We start from the raw sequence: 21,203 nt of genomic DNA, 5'->3' as shown, positions 1-21,203 counted from the left end.
TCTGCGCCGCTGCAGTTAGGGTATCTTCGCTACCACTCTGCAGGCTAGCGGGCTGATTGGGCGGGCGGGCGGGGGAGGCAGGAGGGCTGGAGGATAAGCTATTGAGATCTGTAGAGGGCAAATTAGACGCTGCAGCCGCCGTTGCGGGCGGCGAGGTCGCGGGCGGGACTGCAGAGAGATCAGGCGGGCGGGTCGCAGGCGATCGCTGGACGGGGCTGCGGCCTGTACGGTCTGCGTCTGAGGGAGGCGGTTTGGCATTAGACGGATCTTCTACGGTCGGAACCATTGGGGTAGGAGACGATCCCGGGGAGCTACTGTCTGAGGCTTTAGCTTGAAGCGGGGAGGAGGCCTTTTGCTCACCTACGAGGCTAGTCTCTGGTGGGGAATCAGCAGTTGGGCTGGGGGAAGCTGCTGTCTGAGGGGATATTGACGCGGATGGGGACGATGGCGCTGATGGGGACGATGGCGTAGATGGGGACGATGACGCTGATGGGGACGATGGCACTCCAGGTAAATTTCCTGGCTCATCGGTCAGCGGCTGGAGCAAGCTATTCCCCTGTGAAGTAGGCGCTGCTAAAGCGGGCAGTTCGTCAGGAGATTCTACTGCTTGAGGCAATCGCTGGTCTAAAATCTCTGGTTGAGAATCGGCTGCCTGGCTGACAGCTTCAGCGGTAGTGGTTGGCTTATTGGTCGGTATCGCAGTCTGTTGAGACTGTGGTGGAGAGATTGGCGGCGCGGCGATTTCCGGGGAGATGTCGGCTTGCCTTGAAACGGGTAAATCAGAGACGGCCGGAGGCTGACTTTCTGCAGATATTGAAGCAGAATCCTCTTGCCGTTGCAGGTTCTCTGACTGATTGACAGGCTTTTCGGCAATTTGTGGGTTCTGAGATACTGCAGGCGATGGAGTAGGTTGTGCTGCAGATTCAGCCGTTCTAGGGGCTGGCAGGGAAGCCGGTGGGCTAGGCTGAGGCGATCGCTGCACTTGCCTACTTGCTGAAACAGCTTCACCGGCTAAAGGCTCCGCCACAGAAGTGGACTCCTCAGAGACACTGGCTGGTTGAGTTTGCTTGAGCGCGGGACTAGAAGGTGCGGGCGATCGCGGATCTAGCCGCTCGGTTGAACGGCTGTCTATTGAATCACCAGAAGAACTGGCGGCTGTGGGCGCAGAGGCGCTAGGCGCTGTAGGCGATTGATTGGGTAGTGCTGGCGATCGCTGAACGACTTCCGCCCCAGAACTGCGGGAGGTGTCAGTTGGGGGTTCAGGCATAGAGGTCTGAGGGGAGGGCGGCTGTCCCTCTGACGCGGCAGCGGCGGCTGGTAAGCTAAGGCGATGAGAGCTGTCCGTTAAATCAGTTAGAGGCGTAGGGGCGGATACCGCAGTGACAGGCGCTTCTGGTGGCCAGTCGGGATCGCTACCGGCCAGGGCGCTGAGAGTGTCAAAAATAGCGTTACTTTCTGAGGCGGGCTGAGGCGGGGTTTCCGGTTGGCGCTGAACAGCAGGCGGATTTGAAGCGATCGCGGGCGTAGATGGAGGTAACGGCTGCGGTGAACGAACAGCAGGTTGCAGCGGCTGAAACGGCCAGTCTCGAAAGGCTTGGAGATAGCTGCCAGCGCCCAGCCCTTCAACTTGAAAAATTGAGGGATCTAGGGTTGAGAGCGATCGCGCGCCTAGCGGTACCATGAACTGCAGGTTTGGGGCTGACTGGCCTAAGGGTGACGCAGGCAGCAGCGGTCGATCTCCAAGGCGATCAGCGATCGCCTCATGCGGATATTCGGGAGTTGCTGCCGGATCAGCCATAACTTAAAAAGAATCCTGTTCGCGTTGGTTCTACGGCATACCTCAAGAATTAGAGGCCGAAAAATAGCCAGTGCTATCGCGCTTGATGCCGGTTTCTGCGCCACCACCGCCAGATTTGGCCACCACCTTCACCCCTTCATAGGCCAAAGTCAGTTCCTCAATTGCAACTGCGCTGCCGCTGGCCTGCAAGGAAGGCGTTTTCCACCCCACCGGCACCGCGCCAATCAGCGTCCAAGCCTGCATTGTTTCCCCAGCCTGGTTAAACACCAAGACGTTAATATTGCGCCGCTCCGCCTTGCCCGGCTGTAGCACCGAATTGATCCAGTTCCAAAAGGTCAAATCGTCGGTGATGCCCCGCTTAAGCGTCAGATCACCAAATTTCGCCTGCTTGAGAAAAATGCGCTGCTGCTCATTGACACCCCCTTCAAAGTAAGTTTCCTTATCGATCTGGATGTCTAAACCAGAGCATTCGCTAAAGGAGGCGCTGAGACTGCTATCCATCTCTACATAGAAGCGGTTAGCACTGACGTAATTCAGTTCGTAGATTGGATCATCTGCCATAGTTCCTACCTGCCATAGCCTCGACAACGTTCTTGGGCATAGTGCAATTCTGCTTGAAGCAGCTCAAAAACTCGTTCGCTTAGCTGTTCAACGGCTAGCGGATCGGCCAACAGCTCTGCCGCTAGCTGAGCGATCGCGGCTTGGTCTGTATCTGCAAGATAATTTTGTACAGACAGCGGCGCGGCTAGACCGGATGGCCCACCATAGTGAACTATCCTCGGTATGGTTTCATGCCGAGCTGACTGAATCTGGCGGTTGAGTGAGCCTGAGTTAGCGGGTGACACGAGACGGTTTCTTCAGCAATATCAGTGAGAGAGACTATCAAAATTAAATAGCCAGCCAGGGCAGAGAATACTCAAGCGCCTGGTTATTTCTACCTTAATTCAAGCATCCATTCCGGATGTTAAAACTCCTGGCTGCGATCGGCAGGTTCATCCGCTGCGGCCACGTCGGGGTCGGCCTCCGTTTGAGTTGGGGTCGCCAAATAAGCTGCAGAGGACGGCGTTCTCAGCGCCTGAGCGCGACTAAGTAAATCGTGGATGCGCTTTTCCTGCAGCGTGTTGGTCGGCGCTGCGGGGACAGCAGTTTGCTGCTCCTGCCGCAAATCAGCCTCTGCTTGCGCCTTAAGCTGCTCGTAGATTGCCTGCATCTGTGGGTTTTGCATATCTAGCGGCCCCTCTGTTGGCTCTGTCTGAGCCAGTTGGGCCGCATCGCTGCCCTGACGAATGGCCCTTGCCCGCTGCACCAAATCTTCTAGATAGTCAATTCGCCGCTGCTTGTGACTGACTTCTGAACGACCGCGTAGCTGCTCTTTGAGCTGCTCATAGATGGCTTGGGTATAGCCCCCCTTATTGGCCTGATCGACCAGTTTAGTTCCCAACGCCGTCAGCACCAATACTAGCGTTGACGGTACGACAGGGAGCCAGCCGCCTTGTAAAAACAGCACATAGGCCAAGCCGACACCAAAAATTATCGCCGCGCCCTCGCTGAGGAAAAACTGCCAGGAGCGCTGGGTCCAGAGGGCCAGCAGACCTCCTAAAAAGGCCCAGACCCAAATCCACAGAATTTCGACTATTTCCGGCAAGGCCCAAATCAAAGGTCGCCCGTCTAAGACGGCGCTGATGATTTGACTGACTGCCTGAGCGTGCACAACCACGCCCGCCATCTCTCGTAAATTTTCCTGAGCGGCCAGATAAGGCGTAATGAAAACGTCCTTTTCTACCTGAGAAGTATAGCCAATCAGCACAACGCGATCGCGAATCAGGGCCGGATCCACCTCATCGTTGAGCACCTGCGACAGACTCACCTGCTCTACGGCACTGCGGGCAGAGCGGTAGTTAAGCATCAGGTCATACCCTGCGTCGGAATAAGCATAGCCGCCAAACGTCAGGCTGATGGGGGAGAGCACCGTATCACCAATCAGCACCTCACCGTATTCGGTTTGGTCGGCAATGATGCCTTCGCCTTCTAGATAAATTAGCGACAGCAGAAAAGCCAGGGACTCCTGGGGCAGGGGAAAGTCTTTGCCCAGCGGCACATTCGGCGTATTGCAGTAGTGAGATTCGACTACTGAATCCTCCAGCAGATAGGGCACTGACAGCAAAATGCTGCGGCGCACCACACCGCCAGGATCCTGGGGCAGCTCAGCAAAGCCTACTTGAGTATCGGGAATCCCTTCTGGCGGCGGCACTCCCGGAAAATCAGGGTTGCTCAGCAGACAGGCCACAATAATATTTTCATTGTTCTGCATGACCTGCAACATGCGATCGCGGCCTTCGGCTGGCCCTTGGGGAATATCGCGACCAATATCTACCCCAATCACCCGCGGCTCATAGCTTTCCAGCTTGACTAGTAGGTCGGCCAGGGTACCGTCGTGCAGGGGCAGTTCTTGGCGCTGCTGAATGTCTTCTTCGGTGATGCCGACCACCAGCAGTCGTTCGTCCATTCCCTCATCAGGCTTCCAGCGGATAAAGCGATCGTAAGCCCCTAGCTCTAACCCCTCCAGCGCGCCAAAAAAGCGAATCAGCACCACACCCCCCGTAATCACTAGGCTAGTGACAATGACGGTGTGGCTAAAAGCCCGTCTGAGAAACCGAAATGCCATATCTTCCCTCCTGCACCGCTATTGCTGAGCTAACTGCTGCCGAACGGCCTGGATTTCACTCACCCAGCGGCGGCGATCGCTGTTGACTAAACTTAAAATCTCCTCCAAAGACCAGTGAAAATGTAGGGCAATGTAGGCTACCTCCTCGTGGAGTTGATCTGAGGGGTAGCTTACGACTCCCCCGACAGGGCCAGCTCCACCTCGAAGGCATTCCCACACTGAGGACACTGCGCCGGAATGTGAGCGTCCCCCTGCTGATTGACGCGGTTGTAAAACTCTTTGAGATAGGCTAGGTCCTGAGTGAACAGATTTTCGAGCTGCTCGGCCTGTACCTGAGGCAGGGTGCCAAGCTGAGTGATGACCTGGGAGAGTAGAACTAGGCTGAGGTAGCCGGGAAGGTCAGCTGCGCGGCGATCGCGCTGAGCTACAAGCTCATCGCGTCCGGTGGCTAGCCGCATTTTGCCCTGCTGATGAATCTGCCCAGATTCATCTAGCAGCCCCCTCGGCAGGGTGAATTCAAATTCGGTAACTAGATCTAGAGGGGTCATCGTTCTTCAGGCAAAGGGCTATCAGTTTTAGGCGTTACGCAGTTCAAAATCAAAGACGCTCGTGGTAGGGATATGCCCCCCTCTGCCCTCGTTTTAAGATTCAGACGAGGGCGCGGGTGCGGGCGTGACCGGCTCGGAGAGATTAGCCTCTTCCAGCTCATTAATATGGCGATAAAACTTCTGCAGATAGTTTAAGTCGCAGGCAAACAGCCGCTCAATTACGGTAGGGTTCACTTCGTCTAAAGCCCCTAGCTGAGTAATCACGCGGGCCAAAATGATCACAGTGGCATAGGCCGGATTTGACTTCACGCGCACATCCCGCAGCGGCGTAATTTCATCCATCGCGGTAGCCAACCGCATCACGCCTTTGCGATGTACGTTGCCTTCAGCATCTAGATAGCCTTTGGGCAGCATGAACTCGAACTCCGTCTGCATCCCTTATTTCACCCGCTTGAATTCATCGACTGACAGCTCCACTTCCTCTAGCTCAAACTCTTTGCTGTCGGCTTTAACATCGGAAATTTTGTAGCTGACTGGCCAAGCGCCGCTGAAGCGAAAGCGCACTGATTCTTCCGCCGCCTGATCGTAGAGGGTCAGATCGCCGTCGCGTCGCTGCTCCGACCACTTGCCTTCCTCAACAGCGGCAAACCAGTCCCACATGGCTTTGGAGATGGTCATGCCTCGCTTCAGCATGATATTTTCGCTTTTCATATTGCCGGGCATTTTCACCCGTACCATGCGTCCGCGCGGCGTACCATTTTTTCCCCATTTCTGAGGTGTGACCTCACAGAGCTCAATCACCTCCTGCGATCGCTTAAATCCCTGACAGTCCATAAAATAGCCGTCAATGCGCTCATCGCTGCCGTCTAGATGAATCTCCAAATAGAAGCGCGAAGAGGTAATGACTTCGTAAGACTTGTCTTCAGCCACAACGACACCTCTCAACGAATCAGCAGGTGGGCAGTGCCCACTACCTGTTATTTAACCCGGTGAATCGAGTGATAGACAATCTCAACGGTTTCTGTGGCGAGATCGGTGGCTCCGGCTTCAAACTTAGATGACTTGTAGCTAGCCGGGGCAACGCCGGTTAGATCCCAGCGAGCAGCCTCATCCCCACCCTGGTTATAGAGTACGATGGAGCCGGTTTTGAGCTGACCTTTGGCTGCGGACCCGCCGCCCTTGATCGGTTCAGAGTGGAAGTCTTCGTACCACTTCATCAGGCGATCGTCTTCCACCGTATCTACATACTCAATGGTGATTTTGCCGTTTTCAATGCCGGTGACGGTGGCCTGCATGGTGCTCTTACCGCCCTTACCGACGCCGAAAGGCTTGGCGTCTCCTGCGGTCGCCAGCTTAATTTCAATCCCGCTGACTTTTTTCACCAGCAGATCTTCTAGGCCATCAAAGGACACATAAAACTTAGAGCAGGCTAATACGTTGAAATCATTACTGTCTGGCATGGCAATGTTCCTCGTTTCAGATTAAGGCGCTTTTAGCCCAAGGCTATTTTGTCCGGTTGATTTGCTCACAAACCATTTCAAAGGTTTCGGTGGCTAAGTCTTTGCTATCGGCAGCAAGATCAGAAACCTTGTAAGTTTTGATCCAGGCGTTAGTGATGTTCCAGCGCAGGATTTCTTCATCGCCCGCGTCATAGCCGACAATGGAGCCGTTCTTGCGGTTGTCAGACCACTTGCCGTCGCCACCCTCACTTTTGGGCATGGTGGCTTTCATCCAGTTGTACCAGTCCAAATCTCCCTCACAGAGAAAGGTTTCAATGGTGAAATTGGGGTTTTCTTCAAAGCCGGCAGAGGTTGACTGCCACAGGGTTTTACCGCTTTTGGTAGAAGCGAGGGGCTTTTCGTGTCCGGCAGTTTGTCCGGTGAAAGTCACCTCGGTGACGCTTTTGATCATCTTTTCGGTCAGACCGTCAAATTCTACGTAGAATCGACTAGTTGGGATAGGTCTGAGATCAGCCATTGTTACTGCTCCTCAAGCACAGCTATAGGTCAATAGATCAAATGTAGATACTTTGTAGGGTGTGCCACACAGCGCATGACGCACCGCGTACTTCGCATTTCTTTGAATATGGATTTTCTGTAGGTCGGGTGGAGCTTGATGAAATCTAGCTTGCGATCGCTCCGCCCAACCTACCCACCGCTTGTAGAACAAGGCGTTGGCTTACTGATTCGGTGCCCACTGGCTAATGCGGAAGATGACAAATTCAGCCGGACGGACAGGGCAAACGCCGACTTCTACATATAGCCGACCCATCATCATGGTTTCGTGGGTATTGAGTTCTCCGTCGCACTTGACGTAAAACGCCTCAGACGGCGCGCCGCCAAACAAAGCGCCCTCTCGCCACAACCGCTCTAGGAAGTTGTTGACGGTACGCTTCACCCGCTCCCACAGATCCATGTCGTTGGGTTCAAAGACGACCCACTGCGTACCGATTTCAATGGACTTCTCGATATAGCTCAGCAGTCGCCGCACACTGATATAGCGCCACTGAATGTTGTCCGGCTCAACCAGCGTCCGAGCGCCCCAGACCTTAATACCTCGGTTGTAGTTGGCAAAGTTGCGGATGCAGTTGACGCCAAGGGGGTTGAGCAGTTCTTGCTCGCGCATGTTGGTTTCGTAGGCTAGACCCGTAACGCCTCTGGGCGTTTCGTTGGCAGGCGCTTTGAACACCCCGCGCGACTCATCCGTGCGGCACCAGATGCCCATCATGTGGCCGCAGGGGGGCACCATCAGCGGTCGGCCACCGTTGCGGGGATTGGCCACCTGAATCCAGGGATAATACAGCGCACCGAACATCGAGCGGCGGTTAAAGGTTTTAATCCACTGGGCGGCGTGCTGAGGCTTTTGCTCTTGGGGCGGTACGGCCTGGTTGTCGTTCTTGCCTAGCTTGACGGGCGGCAAATCCAGGACAGCCATGCGGTAGGCGGGGCCGGGGAAGGAATTTTCGCACAGGGTCAGCATCATTTCCATAATGCCGTGTACCTGTTCAATATCCAGCAGACCTTCCTGGTAGGCTCGCATCAGGTCAGGGCAGGCCACCATTGCCACTTCGTCAATTTCAAACAGACCCTGCAGACCTTCCCGGTCATCTCGCATTCCCTGCACGTCCCGGGGGAGGCGATCCGGGGGGGCAATGTAAGGCGGCGGGGCCACTTCGTAGTAGCCGTTGGCCGGGCGGCGGGAGAGGGGCTGGCCGTTCTGGGAAATATCGGCGATTTGCAGATATTCAGACTCCTGCAGCGCCGTCACCGCGTAGTCACCAACCGCAGTATCCACTTCGGGATTCATGGTCAGGTGCTCATAGCGCTCCACTTCGCGTCCGCCCTGCTGCACGCTGACCGTAAAATACTCACCCGTATCTAGCGGCGGCTCCGCATCTTCATCCGCGTTTTCGTCCAGCTTAGGATGGCTCTCAGTTACCTGAACGAGGATGCGGCTTTCGTTACTGGGCGGCAGAGCCAGGGTGCCAGTTTCATTGCTGCCAGATCCCTGCAGGTTAAGGCTTAGAGAAGGCTTGCCTCCCGGTGTCAGGACTTTGGTGGCCAACTCTTCAGCCGAAGGAGGCTGCGTACCCGGTAGCTTGGTCCCAATACTGACCACCCAGCAGCGACCACCTCCATTTTGAAACCAGCCTTGGACGGCGAAAGGTAAATAGGCGTTAAAGTCAGTAAATCCGTCAGAGCCAGGCCGAGAATAATACTCTAGGTACTGACTCCAGTTGGTGATCAACATGGGCTTGAAGAGTTCGGCGTCGCCGCGCACATCTTCAGTGAAGCCAATAAACCCGGCGACGCTCATGCTAATCCCTTCAATCGGGCGACTGCCGCGATCGACCTCTTCGACGTAGACCCCAGGGGCGAAATAATCCAATGCCATGCTTTTTTTATCCTCCTGACCCAGTGGGTTAATAAGCAATTCATAAACCATTGCAGCCAATGGTTAAAAAGCCAGAACCTTGGGTTCCGGCAACGGGTTACCCGTGTGGTGAGTCACCCCTGCGATCGCCTGCGATACCTGTTTTGAAAGAGGCGGACAGGATCCTAAAGGGACTGTCACCTGCAGATGAAGGGCCGGACGCAAGGGTACGCCAAGCGCCGTCCATAGCGTCATGGCATCCAGAGCGCTCTTGATCGATACCTGCACAGGTATCGCAGGCTGCCCTCTTAGCTGCGGCGCTAAAGCGTCTTCCGGTAAGTATGGGCAGTTTAAGAACAGCAGTAAAATCTCGGAGAGCAACCGCTGCTCCCCTAACGCCGTGAAGTCTGAAACACTGATCAAGAAAAGTAGGTTAAGCCACCCGTCAGCGCTATCTTCAAGTCTGGCTAAGCCTGACTGCATAGCAGGCTGCCCGTACCCCGGCTGGATGTGATAGCAATAGAGGCTCACCACCGGCCGGTTGTCCTGATTGACTTGGGGAGGATTAAAAGAGATTTGTTCCTTGCTAATGAGGGAAGTTCGGCTGGTAAGAACCTCCGCAAGTGTCTGGGCGACAGCCGGAATCATAAGGCGTTAGGGCGTCGAAAACACACTCTAACCTTAGGCAGCGGCCCAGAACTTGGTCATTAGACTTTGGTCGAGATTTCAAACCGTTACAAAAATCCCGATTTTTTCCCGATCGCCTGGCTTATTTATTGTGAAGTCTTTGTATAAACTCTGTGCGATCGCTCACAGGGTGCGAATAGAATAGGCTCATCTTAAATAGCTTGGTCTTAGTATTTTCGCTGAGGATTTGATTTGCTTAAATTCTTTAATTTCGCTGAGTTAATAATGGATTAGAAAGCCCCAAATTCTTTATAGAAGGTAGGTCGGGAGGCTTCTTTTTAACAAAAGGCTCTTCGCTTTATTTCCTAGCCCAACTCAAATTTTTCATTCAGCCGATCTGCTTAACTGGAAAATTTTTCAAGAACGTCTATTTTCTTAACAATTTGCCATCACAATGCAGTCTCAGGTTAAAAACAATTTACTTTCTCCTTTAAGAGTTGTTAAACAGGATCGCCAGCCAACTGATTTTGTGTCGAGCTGTCAGCAGCTAATTGATCAGCTATTTGACCAGCTATCAGTCACCGCCATCTGGGGCGTTTTTCGAGCCGGGCCGACTAGCCGCTACCAGGCTGTTGCCCGCTATTGGCAAGGAGAATGCTGCTTTAATTCGGCTATGCTCACTTACCTTGAATCAGAAGACTGGTTATGCCCCGATTTTGTGCCGCTACAGGTAGAGCGGCTCGACTTAGCCGTTGGCGATCTAATCCCCTACTTCTGCGGCGATAATCCTGACGCGCCTTACTATCTGCTGATATGGTCAAAGCAGCCACTGAGCCAGCTCCAGCAGTTTTGTATCGCTCAGCAGACCCGCCTAATGGGGCTGACGCTGTGCCCAAAATCTCCGCCGCTCCAGTCTCCCCAACTCAATCTGCTGCAGGAGATACTACAGCGGATTGAGCATCAGCTGCGCAACCCCTTAGCACTGGTAGGACTCTATGCCGATTTGCTCCGGCAAAATCTAAGCCAGCCCAAACAGCAGCAGCAGGCCCAGCAGATCAGCGATACGATTACCGACATTGGTAACAGCCTCAAGCAGATCCGGCAGTATAGTCGCACTGCTCAACTGCAGCTTCAGGCCCAGGATGTGCGACAGCTACTGGAAGATAGCCTGAGGGGACTACACCCGTGGATTGAGCAAAAAGGGTTACAGGTTGTCTATCCGACGGCAGCGCTAGTCATAGAAATGGACACCTGGCAGATGAAACAGGTTTTTCATAATTTGCTCAGCAATGCCATTTACTTTAGTCCGCCTCAAAGCACGATTACCTGCCGCTGGACGGACTTTCAACAAGAAATTTTAATTGAGATTTGTGATCAGGGTGCGGGATTGTCTGATATTGACATGAAAGAAATCTTTAAGCCGTTTTATTCCCGTCGCAGCGGCGGCACAGGGCTAGGACTGGCGATCGCTCAGCAAATCGTCCAGCAGCATCAGGGGCGCATTTGGGCCGATAATTTGCCTCAAAGGGGGGCGCAGTTTTGTATTAGTTTGCCGCGATTGGCGTAAGCGTTTCCTAGATTGAGTGTTTCCTTAGATTAGTTTCCTTAGCGTTATGACCCTTATTAATTTAGTCGGAACATTGGGAGCCATTGGGGATGATGTCAGTAGAGTATTTGCCAAAACCGGCCACACAGACCCTTTCTGTCTTGCTGGTAGATGATAATCATCAGTTCCGACACGGATTGGAAACGCTGCTAGGCTTCTATCACACTACCGGCTCGCTTTCCTGCCGCGTTGTCGGTCATGCAGCTTCGGTAGAGCAAGGTTTACAGCTCGTTCAAGAGCAGCAGCCCCAGCTTGTTTTGCTGGATATGGAGCTGGCTCAAAACGATGGCGTTACTTTTTTAATCGAGCAGCGACAGCTCAAGCAGCCGAGCCGGGTTCTAGTGCTATCAGCTCATCAGGAAGATGAGTGGGTTTTTCGGGCTATGCAGGCCGGGGCCTGCGGCTATATTTTCAAAGAACGGTTGGCCCATCAGCTCTCTCAGGCGATCGCTACGGTAATGCAAGACCAGGTATATCTTTCCGCTGAAGTGGCTACTCGCTTCTTTCGGCTATTTCATTTCTATAGCGGGCGCACCATGCTGGCCAATGTTGAAGTACATCTGACCGAGCGCGAGCAGGAGGTATTGCATTGGTTAGTGCAGGGGGCTTCTAATGACGCGATCGCTAAACGGCTGCATATTACAGTAGCTACCGTCAAAGCCCATCTCACCGGCATCTTTGAAAAGCTGGAAGTCAGCAGCCGCACCCAGGCCATTGTCAAAGCCCTAAAGCTGGGACTAGTAGCGGCATGAGGCAGGTTCAGATATAAGTTTAGTGTTGGCTTATGGCTACAGTCTGCTCAGATTTAACCCAGAAACTAGACTGGCTGCGATCGCAGCTCCAGGGAACGCTAGTGTGTGATCCAGACGGTGTTCATCTAGCTCCCTGCGGCTCCGGGTGCGGGTGCGGGTTTGAGTCCTATCATGGTTCTTCTCGGCCCCTATGAGTAATCACCTCGCCATTGCGACAGTTACGGCTACGCTGCAGAGAACGCTACAGGCGGCGGTGCAGCTCGATGTTGAAGGGTCACGGGTGACGACGGTGCGCCCTAGCGACATTGGTAACGGCACGCCAGAAACCGGCGTGAACATTTTTCTCTACCAGATCATCACCAATCCGGCCCTCAACAATATTGACGCTACGCCCTTTCGCAGTCGCGGCAATCCAGTGAAGCGGCAGGCAGCGCTGGACTTGTACTACATGCTGAGTTTTTATGGCAACGATACCGAGCTAGCACCGCAGCGGCTCTTAGGCAGCGTTGTCAGCACCCTCAATGACTACCGCATGATTCCGGCGGAAATTATTCGTGATGCCTGCGAAGACTCAACGCTGAATTTTCTGCAGGACTCGCGCCTGGCCGATCAGATTCAGCAGATTACCCTGATGCCGCTCGATCTGAACCTAGAAGATCTTTCCAAAAGCTGGACGGTCTTTTTTCAAACGCCCTACGTGCTATCAGTGGCCTATAAAGTTATGGTAGTGCTGATTGAAGGGGAGAAAACGGCGCGGCGGGCGCTGCCGGTGCGCGATCGCCGTGCTAGCGGTTTAGCCCCTTACTTCAGCCAGCCCGCCGTCGAGCAGGTGATAGCTGCAGCAGGCCGTTATGAGCCAATTTTGCTAGACAGTGACCTGATTCTGCGGGGCAAAAATCTCAAGGGAGATCAGGCGACCTATGTGCGGCTGTGCGGCGTTGACATCCTCCCCACTCTGGTTAAGCCCACCGAAATTCAGCTTGCTCTAGCTGACATACCCAGCGCCGTGATCCGGGCAGGAGTACAAAGCTTGCAGGTATTTCATCCGCCCGCTGATACCTACGGCCAAAGTCCTCGGCGCGGGGTTGAGTCTAACGCCGCGCCGTTTGTGCTGCGTCCGGTCGTCACCCAGGTTAGGGTTGAAGTCGCTGAAGAGAGCAGTGATGAGCCACGAGCCGGAGAAATTTTCATCACCGTTAACCTGACCGTTGGGATGCGGCAGCGGGTCGTAGTATTCCTCAATGAGTGGTCTACTGAAAATCCCAGAGACTATTCTTTTGAAGCGGAACCCAGAGCAGAAGATAGCCCAGCGATCGCCATTCCCTTCAAAGACGTTGAGCCGGGAGAATACCTGGTGCGGCTGCAAATTGACGGGGCCGAGAGCCAGCTAGAAATTGATAATACGCCAGGAAGTCCCACGGAGAACTGGTTCACCGGCCCCCGCATCACCCTTCATTGAGGACAGTGACATGGCAGAGGATGACTATATCAGACAGCAGCTCAATCTGGAACTAGAAGGCATGAGCGTCAATCAGCTCACCGAGCTAGGCAACCAGGCCATTCAGATGGGTCTGATTGCGGGTCATGGCTACCATCGCGGTCAGTACGAAATTTTGCGGCAGGGCAAAATTATTTTGCTGCCGCCTCAAGAAGCGCTGACTTATTTACAGGACTTGATTCGAGACGTTTCGGGATGACGATATGGCGACGGCAACCGAACTCTGGCGCGAGGCAAATCACCGCTATCTGATGCAGGCGATCGCTCAGGTGATTGCCCGCCTAGAGCGCAAGGCCCATTCAGCAGAGACAACTACCATCCCTGCCGATCCGGCGCCAATTCAGCCGCTGGCCGCCTTAGACCATCTCTGTTCGCTGCTGGGGCTTTCTCGGTTTGAGCGAGATATTCTCGTCCTCTGTGCGGGGATGGAGCTAAATCCGATGGTCGCGCCCCTGTGCGCCACGATTCAAGCAGACCCGCAGCAGGGCTATCCCACCTATAGCTTGGCCCTATCGATTTTGCCGTCGCCCCACTGGTGGGCCTTAACCCCTGAGAGCGCCCTGCGCCGCTGGCACATTATTGAAGTTGGCGGTGGCAATGCCCTGACCCACAGTCCGCTGCGTGTTGACGAGCGCATTCTGCACTATCTGCTCGGCATCAAATACACCGATACGCGGCTTAAGGGCATTCTGACGCCGCTGCCGGAGAGGCTGGCCGCCTTTGAAACCTTGCCTCCGTCCTACCAGGCGATTGTCAGTCAGGTAGCCCATGTTTTACAGCCAGCCGACTCAAACCAGGCCCCGGCCATTCAGCTCTACGGCAGCGACGACACGACCCAACGGGCGATCGCCCTTGCCGCCTGTCGGCAAATACAGCATCAGGGACTGTTGATTACCGCCGATGTTTTACCCGTCGAACTGGGCCAGTTCAACTTGACTAAGGCTCTCTGCGAGCGGGAAGCCCTGCTAACCGACTGCATTTTAATCCTCGACTGCAGCGCTATCAGCAGCACTGAGAGCGGCGAAGGCGTAGCGGCCCAGCAAAACAGCGCCGTCAATCGCCTCATCGATAGCCTCTACTGTCCGGTGATTATTCTCAGCCGCGATCGCCGTCCTCAGCGCCAGCGATCGCTCATGACCTTCTCCATTCCTTCCCCCACCTACGAGGAACAGCGCATCCTCTGGCAGCTTCACCTGGGCGAAACTGCCGCTCAGCTCAACGGCCATATCGACACGCTGGTTTCCTATTTCAACCTGTCGCCAGCCGGAATTGCAGCAGCGTGTGATAGGACGCGGCGGCTGTGGACAGAGAGAGACGAGGAGAGTGATCCAGAGTTACAGACTGTAGGGAACTCAACAGCGCCCTCAGCTCAAAACTCAAAATTTTGGCCGACCGCTTCCGCCGATAACGCCTCTCCCCTGCCTCTCCTCTGGGAAGCCTGTCTCACCCAGGCCCGTCCCCGCTTAGACGAACTGGCTCAGGCGATTCCACCAGGGGCTGACTGGCAGGACTTGGTACTACCCGAAAAAGAGCTACAGGTGCTGCACACAATTGCAGCCCATGTGAGACAGCGAGCCAGGGTTTATGAGCACTGGGGCTTTGGCCGTAAGGGCAGTCGCGGATTGGGAATTAGTACCCTGTTTGCGGGGCCGAGCGGTACGGGTAAAACTCTGGCAGCAGAGGTGCTGGCCCACGATCTAAAGCTAGATCTCTATCGGGTAGATCTCAGTACGGTGGTGAGCAAGTATATTGGCGAGACGGAGAAAAATCTGCGCCGCATTTTTGATGCGGCTGAGACGGGCGGAGCAATTTTGCTGTTTGATGAGGCGGATGCGCTGTTTGGCAAGCGATCGGAGGTCAAGGATTCTCACGATCGCTACGCCAATATGGAAGTGGCCTACCTGCTGCAGCGGATTGAGGCTTACCGGGGACTGGCCATTCTGACCACAAATCTGAAAAGCTCCCTAGATCAGGCATTTCTGCGGCGCATTCGCTTCATCGTCCAGTTTCCCTTCCCAGATGCCAAGCAGCGGGCCGAAATCTGGCGGCGCATTTTCCCGGCCCAAACGCCGCTTAAGGATTTGTTGTATGACAAACTGGCAAAGCTCAGCGTTTCTGGGGGAAATATACGTAATATTGCGCTGAATGCCGCTTTCTTGGCCGCAGATGCTGATGAGTCTGTGCAGATGCATCATATTCTGCAAGCCTCGCAGGCCGAGTACATTAAGCTAGAGCGACCGCTAACCGATGCTGAGGTGAAGGGGTGGCTGCCCAAGCAGAATTAAGCATTTACCAGATTGGCTCGATTCCCTTATCGCATTTATAGCTATGACACACGCCCAAAGAAAATCTTCCCAGGCCAAGCCTTCTCACCACGCGCTGCCCCAAACCTCAAATCTGTCTGAAACCGACGGCGATCGCCAGTTGCAGAGCCGACCTTTTGCCCAGCCTGTCCAGCGAGAAACGGCTGTGGAGAACGTATCGTCTGCCCCATCTGCACCTGCAGACTTAGCTTACGACTGGACAAAAGTTTCGATCCTGCCCAGAGCGGAAACAGCGGGGGCCATCTCGCCGCCTGCGGCTTTGCATATCTCCAACAGTCCCGGAAATCTGGTTCAGGCTGACAAATCAGATAAAGAGAAGACCGTAACGGTAGGTTCCGAGAAAGTTGATATTTCTAGTCCGGAAGAACTGTTTGAAGCCACTCGGATCATCCAGTCCATCAAGGATACGTATGGCATTGATGTGTCTTCTCAGGCGGGCGTCGATGCCATCAAGCAAGACTACACCAGCGCGCCCAAAGACGTCAGAGACAGCTTAAAGACGAAGCAGTGGAAGCTAAAAGAGCTGAAAGCGCTTGAGCAGGCTTTGAAACATTTCTCGCCTATTTTAGGAGACAAGCGTGCTAAATCGTCTCGCTCAGGTACCGATCAGGAAATTACCTCTGCCAGTAAAGTTGATCAGGCAATTGATGAGGACAGCGTCGATGGCGAACTCGATACGACAACGCTAGGCGAATACTTTGAAAGCTCCAAAAATTTCAGCATGTTTTCAGCCGGTACGAACAGCACGGTTGACTTCAAAGACAATGACAAGCAGCTAGAAGGGACAGCGGTGCATGAAATTGCCCACGGTCTTCTAGAGTATGCCATCAGTGACTATGTAAGTACGCTCGACTACTGGCTAGACAAAAATACGGCCAGCGGCAAAGCGGGAGCAGAAGCCCCCATCACGGACTATGGTCAAACCAATGCTAGCGAAGACCTTTCAGAGGCCGCTATGTACTTCTTTGTAGAACCCGCCACCTTGAAGAAAAAATGCCCTGAGCGCTACAACTTTTTAACGAAAACGGTTGCTGCCTGGAAACCCAAGAAGTCAGAATAAGTCCCTGGTGTTCCACGTTGTTAAGCTAACTGCTCATTGATCCAACCCATGAATGACTTACTAAATTCGCTGATAGCAATGCGCGATCGCCCATTGGCTGAAATCCAGCAGCAACTCTCAGCCAGTGATAGCCAGGTGGAGTCTGGCTTTGGCTATGGTAATTTGCAACAGCTCACCAAAGTCCACAATCCGGACGCTAGCCCAGCTCATTTTTACTTCAAGGACAAGCTGCTTGTCCTAATCTATCTCGGTGACGATGCAGCCCTGCAGCATTTCGATGCCCAAAAATTGCAGGCCGATCTGGGCGAAGCCACAGCCGTCCTGCGCTCTAGGGCTGGTAAAAAAGCGAAACATTATGTCTATCCCCAGCAGGGAATTGCTTTTTCTGCAGAGAGAGCTACGGTCGCTTTTTTGGAAATCTACCCGGCTCAGCCTTTAGAAACGTACAAAAGCACGCTTTACAAAGAGCCACCCGTTTTTCGGAAATAGGTACAACTGATCTAGACGCAATTCACTGTCGCATCCAGCTTTATCGGTGGACTGAAGAATGGGGGGAAGAAACCACCGGGTCAGGAGCAGCAGTATTATCAAGCAGCGCCAGCGCTAACCTCAGAGCATAGTCGCAACTGGGCAAAAAGTTTCTCGTCGGCAGCGTTTCTTGAATCTGAAATCGCCGCAGTCGTTCTTTGACCTGACCTTTAGCCCCCACAATAAAAATCTCACCCTGACGGCGGCGACGAGCGGCTTTTACCTCAGACTCAATCGTTAGTGAAGCCGTAACGCCCATTAGCGGCACGTTACTTAAGTCTAAAATCAATACCTCATAGTCACGGCCCATGTGATAGGCGATGGTTCGGGCGGCACCAAAGCTCATTGGGCCACTCATTTGAATCAGCACAACCCGTCGCTGGCACTGATGCATGAGCTGTTGTTCTTCTGGGGTAAGGATGACTTTGGGATCTTCGTCAGGGTGAGTAATGGCTCGTACCTGCTCAATCTGAATGCTGGTGAGCCGGTGGATGGTCAGCATATTGGCCACAAAAGCCCCTACCACCACGGCGGTAATTAGATCTACAAAGACGGTGAGCAACAGCACGCCGTAGGTGACCAGCGTGGCTCGCATAGAGACCTGGCAGACCCGCCACAGAAAGCTCCAGTCAATAATTTTGATCCCCACTTTAATCAAAATCCCGGCCAGCACCGCATGGGGAATTCGAGCGGTAATATCGCCAGCCCACAGCACAATGCACAGCAGCACCAGCGCATGGAACATGCCAGAGAGGGGTGTGCGCCCACCCGCCTGCACGTTGATGACGGTGCGCATGGTGGCCCCCGCACCAGGTAACCCCCCAAAAAGACCGGAGAGCAGATTGCCAATGCCCTGACCAACCAGCTCCCGTTCCGAGTCGTGCTGGGTGCGGGTAATATTGTCGGCAACCAAGGAGGTGAGGAGCGAATCGATCGCCCCCAGCGTCGCCAACATTAGACCATAGCCGACAATATCTCTGAGCTGATTGAGATTGAGGCGGGGCCACTGTAGTTCTGGAAAGCCTTGAGGAATTTCACCAATGCGGGCTACATCGCTGTTAGGGAAGACAAAAATAGCGATCGCGGTACAGACAATCAGCGCTACCAGCGGCGAGGGTACAGTTCGCGCCAGTCGCCCCGACCAGCCAAAAACAATAGCCAAGGTGAGAATGCCCAGTCCGGCTGCGACGGGTTGGGGATCAGCCAGCACTTCTGGTAGCTGCTGCAGGCTGTCAATGACGCTGCTTTGGGCTGGATGTCCTAGCAAGGGGGCTAGCTGCAAAGCGATAATGATCACCCCAATACCCGACATAAACCCTGAAATAACCGTATAGGGCATCAGCGTGATGAACTGCCCTAACCGCAATATGCCAAATAGGATCTGAAAGACGCCGCTTAGCATAACTGCCGTGAAGGCCATTGCCAGACCGTTTTCGGGATTAGCGGCAATCAGCTTAGTGAAGACGGTTGCCATTACCACAGTCATGGGGCCAGTGGGGCCTGTGACCTGGGCTGGCGTACCGCCAAACAGGGCGGCAAAAAACCCGGTAAAAACGGCTCCATAGAGTCCGGCGATCGCACCTGCCCCCGAAGCCACGCCAAAGGCCAAGGCTAGCGGCAAGGCGACAATGGCGGCAGTGAGCCCGCCAAAGAGATCTCCCCGCAGATTGCGAAGATGTAAGCCGTGAGTCAGTTGCATAGCGTCTCAGTGGATGGAGTCGTGAGCTAATGCGATATTAGACAAAGCTGAGCTATCTGGCATCGCTGGGTGAGAGATAAAACCCACCGAGTCTGTTTTAAAGCGCCGACTGCCGCAGTCGATGTGTAGATGAGTACACTAACTGGAAACTTGAGATTTTTTTAATGCTTAAGAAAAATGAGGCTTCCACACGATGTGAAAACCTCAGCTTCACTGTTTAATTCGGCTTAAAAAATACCAATCAGCACAACTAAAGTAAACAGGCAGAAAATAGCGAAGCCTACAGTAAAAATGACCTCATAGGGGGCGTGATTAATCTGCTCTAAATACTGATTAGCCTTTTGATCTTGCTCTTTATCAGGCTTCCATACCATGTCTTTCATGGATTCAAACTCCTAGAACGTGGAGAACAGTGGGCTCTATAACTGATATTGATAGTTGAGAATAAAACGCCAGCAACTGCTTTCTTAGCCAATGCTAAGAGAGTCCTACTAAAAGCTTATCCAGGGCAAAAGATAGATGCGGCGATCGCCCGCCAAACTTAAACCTTATTTTGAGAAATTGATATACTTCGGTAAGACAAAAAGGTTCTTAATATATCAACAATAACTTTAAGCTGACTGAGAACCCACCCGTCAATATCTAAATCTGCAGCCAGCCATGAAAAAGCCTCTGCGGAGACCGACAGAGGCGCAACCTTTAGAGTGCTGAATACACAGTGCTAGGACATTAACACACCCTTTCAGGCAAATTCAAAAGACAGGCTGTCAAACCTGCTGAAGTCAGTAAAGATCATTAAGTTGGCGTGGTTCATCGCTGAGGGCTTTGCGGGCTGCTAGGGAGAAGAGGGACAGGGCTAGACCATCAATAAACAGGGTAATACCCAGCAGCAGACCCAATATCCAAAGGGCCTCAAACGGCCACTGATTCCAAATGAGAATGCCAAGAACAATGCCAAGAATGCCATTGATTAGCACCCAACCCCAGCTAGCCGCAGGCTTAAGGCGAAAAGCCAAAATCACCTTAAAAATGCCCTGCACCAGAATAAATACGCCCAGCACAAAGGCGATTGCCAAAGCGCCCTCAAACAGGTTCAGCAGTATCACCAGGCCTGCGATCGCATAGAGCAGGCCCAAAATCAGCTTCAGGGCAATTTGCCCCGCTCTGCGACTTTGAAAAGCATAAATAGCTTGAGCAATGCCGCTTAGCAGGATCAGCCAGCCAAAAATGAAGGTAGCCGCTAGCGAGGCGACAGCAGGTAAGGCGATCGCAATCACCCCTAAAACAATCATGACAATGCCTAAAATCACGCCCCAGCGAGAACCTTTAAGCAGCTCTAAGCGATCGCTCGGATCGGTAGAAGAATACATTTTTGTTAAGCCCAATACCTTTAGAGGGCTAGTTTTCCACAGAGTTTTCCACAATGCCTCTATCTTGCGGGTCAATTTGAGCTAATCAAAGGCTAGAGTTTTGCGGGTGAAAGATGGCCAGCCACGCCGATGTACATCACCGAAGTATCGCCATCAAAACTAATTTGAAACTGGCCGGTTTGGCGATAGTGCCAGTAGGCAGCAATTGTTTCAGCTAGGCTGCTGCCAAACAGATTAAATCCGCGAATTCTGATCTGAGCAAAGCCAACCTTCTGGAGCTGCTGGGTGAGTTCAGTCGGAGCAATAAACCTGTGCCAGTCGTGAATCCCGACCGGAATTTCTCGCAGCATATTTTCGAGCAGCCAGATCATAATCAGCCGCGATCGCCAGGTACGATTCACCGTATCAAAGCAAAAAAGGCCCTCTGGCCGTAAAACCCGGCGGATTTCCCGTAGCGTCTGAGGTAGGTCTTCTACGTGCTCCAGCACATCGACACAGGTGACCAGATCAAACTGGCGATCGCCGTAAGGCAGATGCTCTGCCACCCCAGTTGTGTAATTAATAGGAAGGTGAGCGGCGTGCTGCTGAGCGGCAGCAATGCAGGCGGCTGACTGGTCTAAGCCCCAGACTTGGGCACCCCGCTGAGCTAAAAACTCGCAGGTATAGCCACCGCCGCAGCCAATATCTAACACCCGCAGCCCCTGCCAGTCTTCAACGTAGCGATCGAAAAACTGAAACCTGAGGGGATTAAGCTGATGCAGCGCATAAATCTTGGCGCTGGGCTGCCACCACTCAGCCGCTTGGCGATCGTAAAATCCCAAATCGTTTTTGAACTTCATGCAAATAAGCCTGTTA

24 protein-coding genes are annotated in these 21,203 nt (G+C 53.5%); 8 read left to right on the top strand and 16 right to left on the bottom strand.

From position 1 onward, the window contains the following. From QJQ48_RS03535 to QJQ48_RS03480, 12 genes are all read right to left on the bottom strand, one after another. A partial coding sequence (locus QJQ48_RS03535) for a hypothetical protein (RefSeq protein ID WP_346289804.1) occupies window positions 1-1,798 on the bottom strand: 1,798 nt, incomplete at its 3' end. Between the two features lie 42 nt (window positions 1,799-1,840). Beyond that, the gene (locus QJQ48_RS03530) at window positions 1,841-2,359 is read right to left on the bottom strand and encodes a phage tail protein (protein WP_346289803.1); all 519 of its coding nucleotides are present in this window, start codon (window positions 2,357-2,359) and stop codon (window positions 1,841-1,843) included. Window positions 2,360-2,364: 5 nt separating this feature from the next. After that, window positions 2,365-2,643, bottom strand: a complete 279-nt coding sequence (locus tag QJQ48_RS03525) for a hypothetical protein (protein ID WP_346289802.1) — start codon at window positions 2,641-2,643, stop codon at window positions 2,365-2,367. A 119-nt stretch (window positions 2,644-2,762) separates the two neighbouring features. Next, window positions 2,763-4,463: a CHASE2 domain-containing protein gene (locus tag QJQ48_RS03520; protein ID WP_346289801.1), complete on the bottom strand. Its 1,701-nt coding sequence runs from the start codon at window positions 4,461-4,463 to the stop codon at window positions 2,763-2,765. 18 nt (window positions 4,464-4,481) lie between these two features. Then, window positions 4,482-4,682, bottom strand: a complete 201-nt coding sequence (locus tag QJQ48_RS03515; RefSeq protein WP_346289800.1) for a DUF6760 family protein — start codon at window positions 4,680-4,682, stop codon at window positions 4,482-4,484. Next, window positions 4,634-5,011: a phage tail assembly protein gene (locus QJQ48_RS03510; protein ID WP_346289799.1), complete on the bottom strand. Its 378-nt coding sequence runs from the start codon at window positions 5,009-5,011 to the stop codon at window positions 4,634-4,636. Before QJQ48_RS03510 ends, QJQ48_RS03515 begins: the two co-directional genes overlap by 49 nt. A gap of 93 nt (window positions 5,012-5,104) precedes the next feature. Then, window positions 5,105-5,446 carry a hypothetical protein gene (locus QJQ48_RS03505; RefSeq protein WP_346289798.1) on the bottom strand — a complete coding sequence of 114 codons (342 nt, stop codon included), beginning with the start codon at window positions 5,444-5,446 and terminating at the stop codon, window positions 5,105-5,107. A 3-nt stretch (window positions 5,447-5,449) separates the two neighbouring features. Further along, window positions 5,450-5,941, bottom strand: coding sequence for a phage tail protein (locus QJQ48_RS03500; RefSeq protein ID WP_346289797.1), 492 nt, complete (start codon window positions 5,939-5,941; stop codon window positions 5,450-5,452). 47 nt (window positions 5,942-5,988) lie between these two features. Further along, a complete protein-coding gene (locus QJQ48_RS03495) occupies window positions 5,989-6,471 on the bottom strand; it encodes a phage tail protein (protein WP_346289796.1) in 483 nt (160 codons plus the stop codon). Between the two features lie 43 nt (window positions 6,472-6,514). Continuing rightward, window positions 6,515-6,988: a phage tail protein gene (locus QJQ48_RS03490; RefSeq protein WP_346289795.1), complete on the bottom strand. Its 474-nt coding sequence runs from the start codon at window positions 6,986-6,988 to the stop codon at window positions 6,515-6,517. Between the two features lie 201 nt (window positions 6,989-7,189). Then, window positions 7,190-8,905 (bottom strand): phage tail sheath family protein, encoded by a 1,716-nt coding sequence (locus tag QJQ48_RS03485; protein WP_346289794.1) that lies wholly within the window; start codon window positions 8,903-8,905, stop codon window positions 7,190-7,192. A gap of 63 nt (window positions 8,906-8,968) precedes the next feature. After that, on the bottom strand, window positions 8,969-9,532 hold the full coding sequence (locus QJQ48_RS03480) for a Pvc16 family protein (RefSeq protein ID WP_346289793.1): 564 nt from the start codon (window positions 9,530-9,532) through the stop codon (window positions 8,969-8,971). 433 nt (window positions 9,533-9,965) lie between these two features. On the opposite strand from QJQ48_RS03480, the gene QJQ48_RS03475 reads away from it, so the two are divergent. The 8 genes from QJQ48_RS03475 (at window position 9,966) to QJQ48_RS03440 (ending at window position 17,240) form a co-directional block, all read left to right on the top strand. Next, window positions 9,966-11,078 (top strand): sensor histidine kinase, encoded by a 1,113-nt coding sequence (locus QJQ48_RS03475; RefSeq protein WP_346289792.1) that lies wholly within the window; start codon window positions 9,966-9,968, stop codon window positions 11,076-11,078. Between the two features lie 89 nt (window positions 11,079-11,167). Further along, the gene (locus QJQ48_RS03470; protein WP_428843018.1) at window positions 11,168-11,869 is read left to right on the top strand and encodes a response regulator; all 702 of its coding nucleotides are present in this window, start codon (window positions 11,168-11,170) and stop codon (window positions 11,867-11,869) included. 32 nt (window positions 11,870-11,901) lie between these two features. Then, window positions 11,902-12,063: a hypothetical protein gene (locus QJQ48_RS03465; protein WP_346289791.1), complete on the top strand. Its 162-nt coding sequence runs from the start codon at window positions 11,902-11,904 to the stop codon at window positions 12,061-12,063. Further along, window positions 12,060-13,328, top strand: a complete 1,269-nt coding sequence (locus tag QJQ48_RS03460; RefSeq protein ID WP_346289790.1) for a Pvc16 family protein — start codon at window positions 12,060-12,062, stop codon at window positions 13,326-13,328. The genes QJQ48_RS03465 and QJQ48_RS03460 overlap by 4 nt, the downstream gene beginning before the upstream one ends. A 10-nt stretch (window positions 13,329-13,338) precedes the next feature. Continuing rightward, window positions 13,339-13,566 carry a hypothetical protein gene (locus QJQ48_RS03455; protein WP_346289789.1) on the top strand — a complete coding sequence of 76 codons (228 nt, stop codon included), beginning with the start codon at window positions 13,339-13,341 and terminating at the stop codon, window positions 13,564-13,566. A gap of 4 nt (window positions 13,567-13,570) precedes the next feature. After that, the gene (locus QJQ48_RS03450) at window positions 13,571-15,652 is read left to right on the top strand and encodes an ATP-binding protein (protein WP_346289788.1); all 2,082 of its coding nucleotides are present in this window, start codon (window positions 13,571-13,573) and stop codon (window positions 15,650-15,652) included. A gap of 43 nt (window positions 15,653-15,695) precedes the next feature. Continuing rightward, a complete protein-coding gene (locus tag QJQ48_RS03445; RefSeq protein ID WP_346289787.1) occupies window positions 15,696-16,751 on the top strand; it encodes a hypothetical protein in 1,056 nt (351 codons plus the stop codon). A 48-nt stretch (window positions 16,752-16,799) separates the two neighbouring features. Then, a complete protein-coding gene (locus QJQ48_RS03440) occupies window positions 16,800-17,240 on the top strand; it encodes a hypothetical protein (protein ID WP_346289786.1) in 441 nt (146 codons plus the stop codon). Between the two features lie 40 nt (window positions 17,241-17,280). On the opposite strand, the gene QJQ48_RS03435 is transcribed toward QJQ48_RS03440, so the two are convergent. From QJQ48_RS03435 to ubiG, 4 genes are all read right to left on the bottom strand, one after another. Further along, window positions 17,281-18,978 (bottom strand): SulP family inorganic anion transporter, encoded by a 1,698-nt coding sequence (locus tag QJQ48_RS03435; protein ID WP_346289785.1) that lies wholly within the window; start codon window positions 18,976-18,978, stop codon window positions 17,281-17,283. Between the two features lie 227 nt (window positions 18,979-19,205). Continuing rightward, window positions 19,206-19,361 carry a hypothetical protein gene (locus QJQ48_RS03430; protein WP_346289784.1) on the bottom strand — a complete coding sequence of 52 codons (156 nt, stop codon included), beginning with the start codon at window positions 19,359-19,361 and terminating at the stop codon, window positions 19,206-19,208. 399 nt (window positions 19,362-19,760) lie between these two features. Then, complete coding sequence (locus tag QJQ48_RS03425; RefSeq protein WP_346289783.1) at window positions 19,761-20,348, bottom strand: HdeD family acid-resistance protein; 588 nt, start codon at window positions 20,346-20,348, stop codon at window positions 19,761-19,763. A 92-nt stretch (window positions 20,349-20,440) separates the two neighbouring features. Next, window positions 20,441-21,187 (bottom strand): bifunctional 2-polyprenyl-6-hydroxyphenol methylase/3-demethylubiquinol 3-O-methyltransferase UbiG, encoded by a 747-nt coding sequence (gene ubiG, locus QJQ48_RS03420; protein WP_346289782.1) that lies wholly within the window; start codon window positions 21,185-21,187, stop codon window positions 20,441-20,443. Between the last annotated feature and the right edge of the window lie 16 nt (window positions 21,188-21,203).

The organism is Sphaerothrix gracilis Ecp01, assembly GCF_030405905.1.
Lineage (GTDB): Bacteria > Cyanobacteriota > Cyanobacteriia > Phormidesmidales > Phormidesmidaceae > Sphaerothrix > Sphaerothrix gracilis.
The sequence above is the reverse complement of the archived record's forward strand: the minus strand, read 5'-3'. Positions and strand labels throughout refer to the sequence as shown.